The organism is Candidatus Bathyarchaeota archaeon, assembly GCA_023131225.1.
Classification (GTDB): Archaea; Thermoproteota; Bathyarchaeia; order Bathyarchaeales; family SOJC01; genus JAGLZW01.
In genome coordinates, this window is sequence record JAGLZW010000019.1 from 127,029 (window position 1) to 139,695 (window position 12,667).

At 45.2% G+C, this 12,667-nt stretch carries 17 protein-coding genes; 14 read left to right on the forward strand and 3 right to left on the reverse strand.

What is annotated here, in order from left to right; all coding sequences use genetic code 11:
- The first annotated feature begins 12 nt into the window (after nt 1-12).
- Nucleotides 13-1,017, forward strand: a complete 1,005-nt coding sequence (locus KAU88_05435) for a radical SAM protein (GenBank protein MCK4477951.1) — start codon at nt 13-15, stop codon at nt 1,015-1,017.
- Nucleotides 1,018-1,026: 9 nt separating this feature from the next.
- On the opposite strand, the gene KAU88_05440 is transcribed toward KAU88_05435, so the two are convergent.
- Together KAU88_05440 and KAU88_05445 are read right to left on the reverse strand one after the other, a co-directional pair.
- Complete coding sequence (locus KAU88_05440; protein MCK4477952.1) at nt 1,027-1,377, reverse strand: NifB/NifX family molybdenum-iron cluster-binding protein; 351 nt, start codon at nt 1,375-1,377, stop codon at nt 1,027-1,029.
- A 137-nt stretch (nt 1,378-1,514) separates the two neighbouring features.
- On the reverse strand, nt 1,515-1,964 hold the full coding sequence (locus KAU88_05445; GenBank protein MCK4477953.1) for a DUF5320 family protein: 450 nt from the start codon (nt 1,962-1,964) through the stop codon (nt 1,515-1,517).
- Between the two features lie 103 nt (nt 1,965-2,067).
- Between KAU88_05445 and KAU88_05450 the strand changes: the two genes are divergently transcribed.
- The 5 genes from KAU88_05450 (at nt 2,068) to KAU88_05470 (ending at nt 5,682) form a co-directional block, all read left to right on the forward strand.
- Nucleotides 2,068-2,379 (forward strand): DUF134 domain-containing protein, encoded by a 312-nt coding sequence (locus tag KAU88_05450; GenBank protein ID MCK4477954.1) that lies wholly within the window; start codon nt 2,068-2,070, stop codon nt 2,377-2,379.
- Between the two features lie 63 nt (nt 2,380-2,442).
- Entirely contained in the window at nt 2,443-3,363 is a 921-nt protein-coding gene (gene fba, locus KAU88_05455) for a class II fructose-1,6-bisphosphate aldolase (GenBank protein ID MCK4477955.1), read from the forward strand.
- Nucleotides 3,364-3,381: 18 nt separating this feature from the next.
- The gene (locus KAU88_05460; GenBank protein MCK4477956.1) at nt 3,382-4,410 is read left to right on the forward strand and encodes a 6-phosphofructokinase; all 1,029 of its coding nucleotides are present in this window, start codon (nt 3,382-3,384) and stop codon (nt 4,408-4,410) included.
- A 216-nt stretch (nt 4,411-4,626) separates the two neighbouring features.
- The gene (locus KAU88_05465) at nt 4,627-5,154 is read left to right on the forward strand and encodes a hypothetical protein (protein MCK4477957.1); all 528 of its coding nucleotides are present in this window, start codon (nt 4,627-4,629) and stop codon (nt 5,152-5,154) included.
- A 72-nt stretch (nt 5,155-5,226) separates the two neighbouring features.
- Nucleotides 5,227-5,682, forward strand: coding sequence for a hypothetical protein (locus KAU88_05470; GenBank protein MCK4477958.1), 456 nt, complete (start codon nt 5,227-5,229; stop codon nt 5,680-5,682).
- A gap of 36 nt (nt 5,683-5,718) precedes the next feature.
- On the opposite strand, the gene KAU88_05475 is transcribed toward KAU88_05470, so the two are convergent.
- Complete coding sequence (locus KAU88_05475; GenBank protein MCK4477959.1) at nt 5,719-6,114, reverse strand: hypothetical protein; 396 nt, start codon at nt 6,112-6,114, stop codon at nt 5,719-5,721.
- A gap of 299 nt (nt 6,115-6,413) precedes the next feature.
- On the opposite strand from KAU88_05475, the gene KAU88_05480 reads away from it, so the two are divergent.
- The 8 genes from KAU88_05480 (at nt 6,414) to KAU88_05515 (ending at nt 12,602) form a co-directional block, all read left to right on the forward strand.
- A complete protein-coding gene (locus KAU88_05480) occupies nt 6,414-6,551 on the forward strand; it encodes an AbrB/MazE/SpoVT family DNA-binding domain-containing protein (protein MCK4477960.1) in 138 nt (45 codons plus the stop codon).
- A gap of 8 nt (nt 6,552-6,559) precedes the next feature.
- The gene (locus KAU88_05485) at nt 6,560-6,937 is read left to right on the forward strand and encodes a hypothetical protein (GenBank protein ID MCK4477961.1); all 378 of its coding nucleotides are present in this window, start codon (nt 6,560-6,562) and stop codon (nt 6,935-6,937) included.
- Between the two features lie 55 nt (nt 6,938-6,992).
- Nucleotides 6,993-8,276 carry a glycosyltransferase family 2 protein gene (locus KAU88_05490; protein MCK4477962.1) on the forward strand — a complete coding sequence of 428 codons (1,284 nt, stop codon included), beginning with the start codon at nt 6,993-6,995 and terminating at the stop codon, nt 8,274-8,276.
- Nucleotides 8,269-9,228 carry an NAD-dependent epimerase/dehydratase family protein gene (locus KAU88_05495; protein MCK4477963.1) on the forward strand — a complete coding sequence of 320 codons (960 nt, stop codon included), beginning with the start codon at nt 8,269-8,271 and terminating at the stop codon, nt 9,226-9,228. Before KAU88_05490 ends, KAU88_05495 begins: the two co-directional genes overlap by 8 nt.
- The gene (locus KAU88_05500; GenBank protein MCK4477964.1) at nt 9,225-10,817 is read left to right on the forward strand and encodes a hypothetical protein; all 1,593 of its coding nucleotides are present in this window, start codon (nt 9,225-9,227) and stop codon (nt 10,815-10,817) included. The genes KAU88_05495 and KAU88_05500 overlap by 4 nt, the downstream gene beginning before the upstream one ends.
- Nucleotides 10,818-10,886: 69 nt before the next feature.
- Nucleotides 10,887-11,798, forward strand: coding sequence for a glycosyltransferase family 2 protein (locus tag KAU88_05505; GenBank protein MCK4477965.1), 912 nt, complete (start codon nt 10,887-10,889; stop codon nt 11,796-11,798).
- On the forward strand, nt 11,749-12,108 hold the full coding sequence (locus KAU88_05510) for a TIGR04076 family protein (GenBank protein ID MCK4477966.1): 360 nt from the start codon (nt 11,749-11,751) through the stop codon (nt 12,106-12,108). The genes KAU88_05505 and KAU88_05510 overlap by 50 nt, the downstream gene beginning before the upstream one ends.
- 302 nt (nt 12,109-12,410) lie before the next feature.
- Entirely contained in the window at nt 12,411-12,602 is a 192-nt protein-coding gene (locus KAU88_05515) for a hypothetical protein (GenBank protein ID MCK4477967.1), read from the forward strand.
- The last annotated feature ends 65 nt before the right edge of the window (nt 12,603-12,667 follow it).

The following is a 12,667-nucleotide window of genomic DNA, read 5'->3' on the forward strand; positions in this document are numbered from 1 at the left end:
GACTGGTCCAGATTGTCCACAGTCTACGGTCCAGTGCCATCTTGGCGTCTAGGAAGATCGCTTGGAATAGACGTAGTTTTGCCACCTAAGAAGTGTACTTTCAACTGCGTTTACTGCCAGCTTGGAAAAACTAGTGTGCACGTGTCTAATCCAAAGGTGTTACAAGGAAAACTTGTTGATGCGGAGACGGTTAGACGGGATTTAGATGACGTTCTGAAACGCTTAGACATAAGCACCATAGATGTGGTTACGTTTTCTGGAAGTGGAGAACCCACGTTAAATTTGGAGCTTGGCAAAATCGCGGGCACGGTTAAAGAGAGAATTGGCGACGTTCCATTGGCTGTTCTCACAAACTCGTCACTCTTCTACAAAGAGAAGGTCAGAGAAAACCTCGCTTCCTTCGATATTGTTGTGGCGAAGCTGGACGCAGGTGATAACACAACTTTCCATGCCATCAACAGGCCAGTAGATGTAGCATTAAACGTTAAGACGGTAATGAGTTCCATCGAAAAGGTGAAGCACACTGTAAAGAGCGCTCTGGCTTTGGAGGTTATGCTGTTGCGTTCCGTTGACAATCGAGTAACTAACGTTGAAGGTAAGCCTCTGCAAGCTTTGTTAGATGCGATAATTAAGGTGAACCCTGACCAAGTGCAGCTGGGGGTACCCTATAGACCGCCATCTGAAAGTTTCGTTGAAATTCCGTCTCAGGAAGAAGTAGAACTGGTGTTTGAAGGGCTTGCGAAGCATTTCGAGAGAAACCAGTTGCGAGTCTACGGCTTCTATGATGAGCATGGTAAAGATGTAAGATGGCTTTTCCACAAGTCTTTAGAGCGGGAGGCCATCGAACTTTTAGAAAGGAGGCCCTGCAGCGTTGTTGACGTTTCTAAGTCTTTAGGGATCAGTCTTTCAACTGTAGCTAATCTTCTTGAGAGATTGGTAAGTGAGAATTTGGTTGCTGTTGAAGTTAGGAAAGGTGAAAAATATTATCTAAAAAGGGAAGATTTACGTTCCACGTAGTGAATAGATTTATTTGGTTTCGAGTTTTTTCAGTGCGTTTTCAACGGCGTTTTTGACCTTTGTGCTTGGTTCTGATGAAATCATGGTTATCTTATGGTGCTCAAGCAGTGTTGATGCTCCGGGGCCGAATTCTGGGGCAATTACCACATCAGTTTTTAGATCAACTAATTCCTTGACCACAAGTGGTCCCACTCCGTGGTTGTATGATGCTGCTGGGTTCTCAATGACTTTGACTTTTTGGATTTCCCTGTCTTCAACTTCTATAATTGTGAATGTGCTGGCTCTGCCAAACACTTGTGAAACAACATCTTCTAATCCTTCCTTTTTATTCGTCGCAACGGCGATCTTAATCTTTTTCATTCTAGGGCATCTCTCCTCATTTAATTCGTATAAGTGCGTTTGCACAAATAAAGGGGGTAAGAGTTTAGGTACGACCATCTTTGATGATTGACCTGCGGCTGTCGCATCGCAGCGTTTTATTGGTTAACTCGATGGTTTTAAGGTTCTAGCTGTTGCTTTTTTCCCTGTTCGACTGTTGTCTTTAGCTCTTTGATTCTTGCTTCGATTTCGGTCATTTCTTTTTCAAGGTCTGTTCTTTCTGCTTCTAAGTTTTTTTTATAGTCTTCTAGTGCTGCGCGTTCATCTTCTGGCGATTGGCGTGGTGCGGGGTACATTGGTGGTGGGTAAGCGTATTGCGGTGGTGGATATGCAGGTTGTTGTGGTGGTGGATATGCGGGTGGGTATTGTGGTGGGTAACCCAAAAAGCCTCTGCGGAATCCTCTGCCCCATCCTCTACCGAATCCTCTGCCGCGTCCTCTGCCGAAGCCTCTACCATAGCCCGGTATCGGGTTCATGTATCCAGGAACTGAGTAGCCAGCGCAGTAGCCAGCTGCCCTTCCAGTCATGGGTCCTAAACCCCAGGGTCCTGTTCTATCTCCTCTTGGCATTTTTTTTCTTTCACCTCTATTTTTGTGTTTATGCACATTATTGATTATGAGAGTATGCACAGAAATATATAAGAGTTGCGGCGTTACCATATAGGTGATTGAAATGGCGTGGGGACGTAGGCGCAGACGCGGAAGAAGAGGAAGGTTTCCTAAACCAGTCACTATAGCAAGCCCTCTAAAAGTAGACAGGCTCGTTCCAACTCCCCAAGCAAATCCGCAACCTATCATAATCGAGCCAGCAGAAGTTGAGGCGCTGAGGCTGGTTGACTTGGAGGATCTTTCTCAAGCCGAAGCGGGTGCAAGAATGGGGGTTTCAAGAGGAACGGTGTGGAGATTTCTGCAGAGCGCTAGAAAAAAAATTGCACGGTCCTTGACCGAAGGAAGACCCCTTATTGTTTCAAGCGAAAGGGTATAGTCAGTTTTTAGCTAGTTATTGTTTTTAATAGGTGTAATTCAATACAGTATCTCTGTGGAAAAGATGCTTGTTACAAACAAAGAAATTATGTCAGTTGCTGCCGCTGGAGGTTATGGCGTCGGCGCTTTTAACATAAACAACCTTGAAACAGTGTTAGCTATTGCTGAAGCAACGGTGGAGGAAAAATCGCCAGTCATCGTCGCGGTAACTCCGAGCGCTATCAAATATGGTGGATTAGAATATTTGGCTTCAATAGTGAAAGCCGCGGCGAGAACCGTTCCCCAACCTATGTCCTTACATCTTGACCATGGAAAAGATGTAGAGACCGTGGCTAAGTGTATCAATGTGGGTTTCACTTCGGTGATGATTGATGCGTCTCATCTGAGTTTTGAAGAGAACGTTGCCATGACTAAGACGGTTGTAGGGTTGGCTCATCCGAACGGAGTCGCGGTTGAGGCAGAGCTTGGAAGGCTGGCTGGTGTGGAGGAGTCGACGGTTGAGGAGAAGGATGCGGTGTTGACAGATCCCGATGCGGCTAAAGATTTTGTGGAACGTACAGGGGTGGATGCTTTGGCGGTTGCAATTGGTACTTCGCATGGAGCTTACAAGTTCAAGGGGAAGCCGGAACTGGATTTTGAAAGGTTGAAGGCTATTCGGGAGCGAGTGGATGTTTTACTGGTTTTGCATGGGGCTTCTAGTGTTCCTTCGTGGATAATTGAGAAGGCTACGAAGTATGGAGCAGAATTGGCTGGGGCTAAGGGAATACCTGAGGAGCATATTAAGAAGGCGGTTTCTTTGGGGGTTTCAAAGATTAACATTGACACTGACTTGAGGTTGGCTTTCACTGGTGCGGTCCGCGAGGTCTTGGCTACTTCTCCTAAGCAGTATGATCCGAGGAAGATTTTGGGTCCGGCAAAGGAAGCGATGAAGACGGTTGTTAAGGGTAAGATGCGGTTGTTCGGGAGTTCAGGCAGAGCGCAGTGAAGTTGGAGGAAGAAATGTATGAAGGTTGGAGTTTTAAGCGGGGGAGGGGACGCTCCGGGGATTAATGCTGTTATTAGGGCTGTTGTTAGGAAGGCAATTCAGGAGCATGGCTATGAAACTGTTGGAATTAAAGATGGGTGGCGAGGTTTGGTTGACGGTGATTTTGTTCCTTTAGATTTGAAGGCAACTTCAGGGATGCTTCCTCGCGGGGGGTCTATTCTGGGGACTTCGAGGACTAATCCTTTCAAGCGTGAGGATGGGTGGCGGCGTATTCTGGAGAACGTTGAGAAACATGGGATTGGCGCGGTGGTTGTTATTGGCGGAGATGACACTTTAGGAGTGGCGCATAAGATGTATGAGAAGGGGCTTCCATGTGTGGGTGTTCCCAAGACGATCGATAACGATTTGGCTGCGACTGATTACACTTTTGGTTTTCATACGGCAGTTTCAATTGCGTGTGAAGCTCTTGACAGGCTTCATACTACGGCTGAGGCTCATCATCGGGTGATAATTCTTGAGGTTATGGGTAGGCATACTGGGTGGATTGCGTTGTGGGCTGGGCTTGCTGGGGGTGCGGATGCTATTTTGATTCCTGAGAAGCCTTTTGATGTTGGTAAGGTGTGTGGGTATATTAGGCGGAGACAGAAGCGGGGTAGAAACTTTAGTTTAATTGTTGCTGCTGAGGGTGCGAAGCCTGCGGGGGGTAAGGAGATTGTTTACAGTAGTGGTGTGGACGAGTTTGGGCATGCTAGACTTGGCGGTATTGGATATTATCTTGGGAGGGAGATTGAGAAGAGGATGGGTGTTGAGACGAGGGTTGTGGTTCTTGGGCATATTCAACGCGGGGGGTCTCCTATAGCTTTTGACAGAGTTTTAGCTACTCGATATGGAATTGCAGCCATTGACCTTGTTCATGAAGGAAGGTTTGGGCGGATGGTTGCTCTTCAGGGAAATGAGGTTGTTTCTGTTCCTTTCACGGATGTTGTTGGTAAGCGAAAGACTGTTGATTTAAAGCTTTATGAAATAGCAGAGGTGTTTTTCGGCTAAGACTTTTTCTCTGGGACGTTTGGTGTCAAAACGCTTCAAGTTTGCCTAGGTTCCGACGCATGAACATTCGAAAACCATGTTCTGCTGGTCTAGGAATAACCAGTATATTTAGAGGATTTTATTCGGAATCTAGATGATTTTCACTATTAATTTTCGCATCTTATTTGAAGATAATAACGTTTTAATCGTTTTCCCCCAAAGTAGCTAGTGATTCACATGAAACTTCAATGGAATCCGAAAATCCTTCTAGTAGTCAATGCTATTGGAGCAGCGTTGGCTATTGCTGTAGCTTTATTGATTTTTGAAATAGATGGGATAGTTAATGTTTCACTGTATGGCCATGGTTTGCAGTTCAGCGACGAATGGGCAATACCATATTGGATGTTTTTGCGATTAGCCCTTGGGTTGGTGGGCGGCATTGCGTGCATAAACGTTTTTGCGGTAGTGTATGAGATTCTGGGTCGTAAAATCGTGCCTACCCCGAAGGCTACTATGCCTCGTTTATCTCCTGCCCCTGCAGCTACGTTGAAAAGTGTGCCTAAAGTTGTGAAGGAGAAGAAACTTGTAAGGGAAGATGATGGTATCCAAATTGCTGCCTTACCTATGGTGTGCAACAAGTGTGGAAAGGTTTTCACTCAACCCCTTTGCATGTTTGATTTCAAATCTGGAAAGCCGAGGCTGGTAAACGTTTGTCCCTACTGTAACGCGATACTTGCAGTAACAGGTAACTCGAGATCGGAATGAGAAATCAGTATTGAAAACGAAGATTTCAGAACAGTAGTCTAAGTTCACAAAGCTTATGGGCTTTTCTCTTCGATGAAGATACAGGAAGATGTACTCGTGAAAATCAGCATCAACTTATCTGTAGTTGTCTTGGCTCTGATAGTTATGGCTGTAGCTTCTTTTTTTGTGATGGCTAGCCAAGCGCAGATGGACCAACTGGTTCACGGGGTTTTGTACGATTTTGGATTACGATTCAGCTACCGATGGGCTATGCCCTACTGGGCCAGCTCAGGTATTATCGTCGGTTTGTCTTGGTTCAATATAGTTGCGTCAACCACGCTGGTTTACTACATTTTTAGAAACAAATGTTCACCACGCCCGGAAATCCAGCAGGTTGAGCAAATTGAAGCATTGACTGAACAGTTGGTTGAGCAACATGAAGATCTAGTGGAAATACAGGTTCTTGACCAATATTGTGAGTCCCCAGTGCTTAAGATTAGGAGCTATGATGTGAGGCATCCTCGGGACGTAGTTGATAGTCAGTGTTAGTTCTCGGTTGATTCGTAAGCGAGCTCGATTTGCAGTTTATTTCTCTAGCAATTTATTGTCGCAGAAGGGGCATTTTTTCAGAACTTTGAATTTCGGTAAAGCTTCGTTTACGCTGATGTTGCCGCCGAGTTTGGTTAAGGCGTTTCCGCAAGATTTGCAGACAAAAACTGTTCTTGCTGTTTCGTTCCTTGATTTTTTGTAGGAAAGGTAGCCGATTATAGTAGTGGCAACTATTGCAAAGCAGAGCAGTCCGAGTGCCATTCTAAAGGTTGTCCAGTAAATATTCGCCCAGCCTAAGCTGAATTGAAGCCCGTAATAATATAGTGTATTGTTTACGATCCAGTCTAGCTGTAGTGACAAAATTATGACTATGATTATTGCGCCGTCCACCATTAAGAAGGGGAGGAGTTTGCTTAGTTTCTCAACGTTCACTTCTTCATCTCCTCGTGCAAGCGTATATCGAACCCTTTCGTAAATTAAATTTTTGCATTTTCCTGCGTTTGCAATTGAGAAGCGATATGTAGAATCACCTCATTTAGGGTGTGCGTATTCAAGATGACTTGGCTTTAGGTTCAAAGCGGTTTAAGTGTTGAACAGATACATGCGTGCATGATGGGTGTTCTGTCTAGACAGGATTTAATTCTCTTCTAGTATTTAGTTCTAGAGATAAACTTAATAAAACATCTACATTAATTGTAGAAAAACGTCGTTACACATGGTTGTTGTCGTCCTTGGCCAACGAAGAAGAAAAAGTGTTTACAGTATATGTGCGAGTTGAAGGGAGGGTGACTATTCCTAAAGAGGTTAGGGACGCGCTAAGCCTGAAGAAAGGCGACTTGGTGGAGTGTCGAGTTAGAAGAGTTAGGTGAATTGTGGAATGATTTCGAAGCTGTGCTCATTAAAGAAACGTGATTTAATCATGTTGAGGGTTAAGGCGTTTCGACGCCGTGTGTGGTTTAAGACATTGATTAAGATGGAGCGAGGGCTGATTAACTCAGTCATAGAAGTTGTGGATGATGTCCGCAGCACGTTGCTGGCAAAGGTTCTAACATCGATTGTAAAGAAGCTGTTAACTGCGTTGGAAAGCCGTGTTACGCGTATGATGAGAGAAGTCGGTCAGCCACTCGCTAAAAAAATAAGTCTTATTGCCCAGTCGTGGGGGAACAAATCCGCCAAAGAATGGATGAGTAATAAAGAGTTTATCCAATTTTTAGCGGTGACCACGATGAATACGCCGTCTTTATTTAAGGCATGATGTATGCGGGTGCACAGGACAAAATGCTTAAACTAAAGGTATAGAGGATCAAGGTTTGTTTACTGTTCTTTTAATTGTATTGTCTGCCGTGGTTTATTCTTGGGCACTTTACAACTTACCCGTGTTAATAGTTGGAATTAGAAGTTTCCGTCGTGAGGGAGCTGAGAAGAAATCTTTTGGGCAAAAGGCGGTGTTCGAGAAGAATCTTCCTACGTTCTCAGTTGTTATTCCAGCGAAGAATGAAGAATCTGTTCTTCCTCGGCTGTTAGGTGCTCTCTTAAATCAAAACTATCCAAGAAAAAAAGTTGAAGTAATCGTGGTAGAAGATGGTTCAACTGATGCTACATCAGAAGTTTGTGAGAAGTGTGTGAAGGATTTTGGTGGGCGGTTAAAGATAGTTCGTGGGGGAGATTCCACTGGAAAACCTTCTGCTTTGAATCGAGCATTGAGAATCTCTAGCGGCGATATAATAGCTGTGTTTGACGCAGATAATGTACCCGAACAAGATGCCTTACTTAACGCCGCAAAGCATTTTCAGGATGAGGCAATTGCTGCCCTTCAAGGTAGAACGTTGACGCTTAATTCGGATGTTAACATGCTTACGAAGTTTGTTTCTTATGAGGAAGCTGCGTGGTGTGAGGCATATTTGAGAGGTAGAGATGCTCTAGATCTGTTTGTCCATTTGAAGGGCACTTGTCAATTTATTCGGAGGGGGGTGTTGGAGCGTGTGGGGTGTTGGCGTGAGGAGTATCTTTCAGATGATTTTGAGATGTCTGCTAGGCTTACCTTGAAGGGATATCGAATAAGGTATGCGCCGGATGTTCGGTCTTGGCAGGAAAGCCCTCACAGCTGGGGTCAGATGTTTCGTCAGAGGGTAAGATGGTTTAGGGGGACTATGGAAGTAGCTCTGAATTATGGGCGGCTGATTAGGAAGCCAAGTTTCAAGACTTTGGACGCTGAGGTTACGCTTCTTGCACCCTTTGTATTAATTTTGTCACTTCTAAGTTATTTAGTAGGTCCGATTGCTCTCTGGGGCTTAGATAGGTCGATTCTTCTTGTTATCAGTGCGATTGGGTGGGGTTTGTTGACGGTTTCGATTGTTGCAGGGGCGATTGCGATGTTATACGTCGCAGAACCCAAAAAAACAAGTGACTTGCTCTGGATTCCTTTCATATACGTTTACTGGTCGTTCCATGTTTTCTTGGCAACTTGGGCTTTGATGAGGATAATTTTCAAGGCGCCGAAGGTATGGAGGAAGACTTCAAGAACAGGTGTAGTCACGGTGAATTATTCGTGCATGTGTACGCATTCTCAAGCGTTGGATGATTCGAGTGGTTAATTTGAAGGTTCTTGTGACTGGTGGGGCTGGGTTCATTGGCAGTCACTTGATTGACAAGTTAATTCGGGAAGGTTGTGAAGTAACGGTTCTTGACGATTTGTCTAGTGGTTTATTGGAGAATATTGAAGACCATGTGGCTAAGGATGATGTGGAGTTTGTGGAGGGTAGCATATTGGATGGAAAGGTTGTTGCACGGGCTGTTCACGGGGTTGATGCGGTGGTACATCTGGCGGCGGTAGTCAGTGTTCCTTTTTCGGTTCTAAACCCTGAGCGAACGTATGAGGTTAATGTTTATGGGACGAAGGTTTTGCTGGATCAATGCGTGTCGAATGGGGTAGAGAAGTTTGTTTTTGCTTCTTCGTGTGCGGTTTATGGGGAGGCTTCATATCTTCCTATTGATGAGGTGCATCCGACTGGTCCTCTTTCACCTTACGCTGAGTCAAAGCTTGTGACGGAGCAAATGTGCGTTAAGGATTATGGGAGCAAGTTGGACATGGTAGCTTTGAGGCTGTTTAACGTCTACGGGCAAGGGCAGGCTTATAATGGGTATGCTGGAGTGATTACGGCTTTTGCGAAGTGTCTGGAGGCGAGAGAACCTTTGATAATTTTTGGGGACGGGTTTCAAACAAGAGATTTTATCCACGTTTCGGATGTTGCTAGAGCTGTCTGGTTGACATTAACAAGAGCTGACGCTGGAGGAATTTTTAACATTGCTTCTGGAAGGGCAGTGAGAATTAAGGAGCTTGCAGAGATAATGGCGGACATCACAGATGTTGAGGATTTGCAGGTAGATTTTGAAAAGCCTAGAGAAGGAGATGTACGCCACAGCCATGGGGACTACTCGGAGGCTAGGAGGCTTCTTGGGTATGTACCGGAGAAAGATCTTCGAGAGGGTCTTCAAGAGCTGCTGACTGAAAAGAGAGTTTTGGTTGAGAGGGTCTCTGTCTATTGAGCACTAGTTTTCTGGGAAAAGCTGAGGGTTGGCTTGTCTCCTTTCAGCCTTCGGGGAGAACAGCCTTTTTGTTGGCTTTTTTCTTTGGCTTTGGAGTGAGGTTAATTCCAGAGTTGTTGTCTTATCCGTATCCGATTGGCTTTGACACGATTTATTATGCTTGGAGGATAGAGGAGGGGGTTGTGTGGGTTCATTGGAGCGGAGTTTTCAGTAGCTGGCTCTTGTATGGTCTGTTGGTGCCTGTATATGATATGTTTAGGATCGAGCCGTTTCTTCTGCTAAAGATAGCTATGCCGCTGCTTTTCGGGTTAAATGTGTGCGGCGTATATTATCTGGCGACCAAGGCTTTTAACTGGTCAGCAAGGAAAAGCTTGTTTGCGGCTGGGCTGTTTTCGTTTCAAATTGCTATTCTTGGAATTTCGTGGCACTTTTACAGGAACATGCTGGGGTTAGGAGTTTTACTTTTCACGTTGCCTTGGATTTTAAAGGATAAACTCGACTTGAAAAGCTTGGCGTTGTTTAGTGTCTTGTCGGTTCTGGTGGTTTTCAGTCACGAGTCCGCTTCTGTGCTGTTGTTTGTATCTGTCTTAGGTGTTGCAGCTTCACATCTGCTTAGAGCGAGAGGTCGGACGGCTATGAAAGTTCTTGCGGCCACTTTACCAGCTGCAGGGGTCTTCGTCGCAAGTGTTTTTCCGATAATTTCTCCGAGGTACGGAGTTGTTCGGTCGAATGTTTTGACGATCTTTCAGAGTCAGGGGCATTATTCTGGACTGCTACATTTCTTCACAAACTACCTTAGCGTAGTTGACACTGTTCAGCAATACCCAACTTATCTTGATTTGGCAGCCTCTGTTGCTTCGTTGTTTGCGTTATTGTACGTCGCGATTCTTCCTCTTGCAATTGTGGGTTTTTTCAGACATTCAATGGTGGATGCTTGGGTCATTTTTCTTTGTGTGGGCGCATTTGGTTGCTTGGTGCTGCCTTTTTTCGCTTTGGATTTGTGGAATCGGTGGATGCTTTTGTTGGTGTTTCCGTTGACTTATTATGCGGCTAATGGCTTTGTGAAGGTTTTGCATTCAGCTAAGCCTGTTGCTGTGTCACTTCACCAATTTGGGTCTTTGAGAATTTCTAAGAGGGCGGCTAAGAGGTTGGTGTTGGTTTCTGTGGTCTGCGGCTTCGTTTTTATGACTTCGCCAATGTTTTTTGGCAAGGGCGGGGTTTTTTGCTTGCCCACCACTGTTGTCTATATACCTACAACTATGCTTTCTAATTCAGTTCCCTTATGCGACGTTGATGGTGTTGTTGAGGCGTTTCAGTGGGTAGACAATAGGATGGATGGTGATTCTTGTTTTTTGGCTCATGATGCTTTGTTCAATTGGGCAAGGCTTTCTCTCGATGAGCGGCATACTGTCGTCTTTTTTAAGAATGATGTTTTTGGTGCAGTTAGTTTGGGGGCTGAGCATGGTTATGGTCGTTTTTGGCTTGTGTGGTGGAATGTTGACATTGGCTGGTATGGTTTTAAGGTTCCTCAAGGCTTTAAGGAGGTTTTCAGTGTTGGTAGGATTTCGGTTTTTGAGTATGGGGGCTAGAAGTTATTGGTGACTGTGGAAGAAGTCAAGGATGAATTTGAAAAAGGCGCGGTGTTGGATGAGAAGCCTTTGATTGTTATTGGTATTCCAGCTTATAATGAGGAGAGAAGTATTGCGAAGGTGGTTTTAGATGCTCATAGGTACGCGGATGTTGTTGTGGTTTGTGATGATGGATCTTCAGATATGACAGGTGAGATTGCTGAAAAGCTTGGAGCTACTGTTGTGAGACATGATAAGAATAAGGGATACGGAGCTGCTATGCAGTCACTGTTTAAGGAAACGAAAAGGTTAGATGCGGACGTTTTAGTGACGCTTGATGGTGATGGACAACATGATGCTGACAAAACCCCGTTGATGATTCAACCAATTCTTGACGATAAGGCAGATGTGGTTGTAGGTTCTAGGTTTTTAGACGGGGCACAGAAAAACGGTGACAATGGGCTTCCGTTTTACAGACGGTTGGGCATCAAGGCGATTACCAAGCTGACTACTGCTGCTTCGAAGTTCAATGTCACTGATGCTCAGAATGGTTGTCGGGCGTACAGTAGGACTGCTTTGGAAAAGTTGTCGCTTCTTGAAAACGGGATGGGCGTGAGTGTTGAAGTTTTGCTTAAAGCCAAGGAGCAAGGGCTACGCCTCGTGGAAGTTCCTCTTGAATGCAATTACTCGGGCGTGGAGCAACCTTCCTCGCGCAATCCGGTCAGGCACGGGGCAAGTGTTGTATGGTCTCTTGTGAGGTTGGTTGTAGAGGAAAGACCCCTAGTCTTTCTTGGTGTACCTGGCACCATCATGTTGGCAGTAGGTATGTTCTTTGGAATTTGGATGCTGCAAATCTACTCCGTGGAGCGTCAAATAGTTACGAACATAGCGTTGGCTTCAATGACCTTCACGTTAATGGGGTTCTTTGCCTTGTCCACTGCAATTATGCTGTATGCTATTTTGCGGCTTGCCGAAAAAACCAACGCAAAGCGTGAAGAGTGACTTGGTGCTGGAAATAGAGGTTTGCGAGATACGTGGCTACTGTCCTGTGCATAAGGTTGGGGATAGGATAGTGATTGATGATCCTGAGATAGTTCTGGGAAAGACTGATGCTTTGTGTGTGCACGCGCTTTCTTCGCTGTTGCATTATGTGTTGGTGCTGGAGAAAGGTGCCGATCCTGTTGAGTTGGGGTTGTCGAAGCCTGAAGATAGAGAGCATGCGTATATTCAATGTGTTGATCCTGGTGAGCCTTACACGCGTGGGGGAACGGTGATTTTTAAGTGTCGAAGAATTAAGAGCGAAGAGTCTTAGGAATAGAGAGACTTTGACGAAGTTTAGAGGGCGTGTTGAGTTCAGACATAAAGACAAAATGCTTTCGGATATCTGCGCTTCAAGGGCTGAACGTAGGTTATGATGGATAGGCAGAGTTTCCTAATGCGCACGTATTGGGTTTGCGATTTGAGGCAGTCAGAGAGAGCTGGTCATGCTCCGTTGGCTGTGGAAAATCTAATAGGTTTATTAGTCGGATGTTAACTGATTTATACTGGTGATGTCTGTTGCAGGCAGTTGGGAAAGTTGGAAAGAGGTTAACCTTGTATCCTCCAAAGGAGTTGATGAAGCGCTTGGGCTTACAGGATGGCTACGCCATTGTGTTCCGTGTGGAAGGGGATAGACTTGTCGTCGAGAAGGTTAAAGATCCGTGGACGCTGGCTCTTCAAGCTCGTAAATGGGCTGAGACCACAGTAGAAGAGTTTGAGAGGGAGTCTGAGGAGCTGCAGGAGGAGTACACCTCTGAAGAAGACTAGAGTCGTAGTTGATTCCACGTATATGCTTCCTTCTTTAGGCATATCCGTTAAGGGTCTCGAAGCTG

Coding starts and splice junctions, on each gene's coding strand:
- KAU88_05440 (MCK4477952.1), bottom strand. CDS start 1,377: ATGAAAAAGATTAAGATCGCCGTTGCGACGAATAAAAAGGAAGGATTA.
- KAU88_05445 (MCK4477953.1), bottom strand. CDS start 1,964: ATGCCAAGAGGAGATAGAACAGGACCCTGGGGTTTAGGACCCATGACT.
- KAU88_05450 (MCK4477954.1), top strand. CDS start 2,068: ATGGCGTGGGGACGTAGGCGCAGACGCGGAAGAAGAGGAAGGTTTCCT.
- fba (MCK4477955.1), top strand. CDS start 2,443: ATGCTTGTTACAAACAAAGAAATTATGTCAGTTGCTGCCGCTGGAGGT.
- KAU88_05460 (MCK4477956.1), top strand. CDS start 3,382: ATGAAGGTTGGAGTTTTAAGCGGGGGAGGGGACGCTCCGGGGATTAAT.
- KAU88_05465 (MCK4477957.1), top strand. CDS start 4,627: ATGAAACTTCAATGGAATCCGAAAATCCTTCTAGTAGTCAATGCTATT.
- KAU88_05470 (MCK4477958.1), top strand. CDS start 5,227: ATGAAGATACAGGAAGATGTACTCGTGAAAATCAGCATCAACTTATCT.
- KAU88_05485 (MCK4477961.1), top strand. CDS start 6,560: ATGATTTCGAAGCTGTGCTCATTAAAGAAACGTGATTTAATCATGTTG.
- KAU88_05510 (MCK4477966.1), top strand. CDS start 11,749: ATGCTATTTTGCGGCTTGCCGAAAAAACCAACGCAAAGCGTGAAGAGT.
- KAU88_05515 (MCK4477967.1), top strand. CDS start 12,411: ATGAAGCGCTTGGGCTTACAGGATGGCTACGCCATTGTGTTCCGTGTG.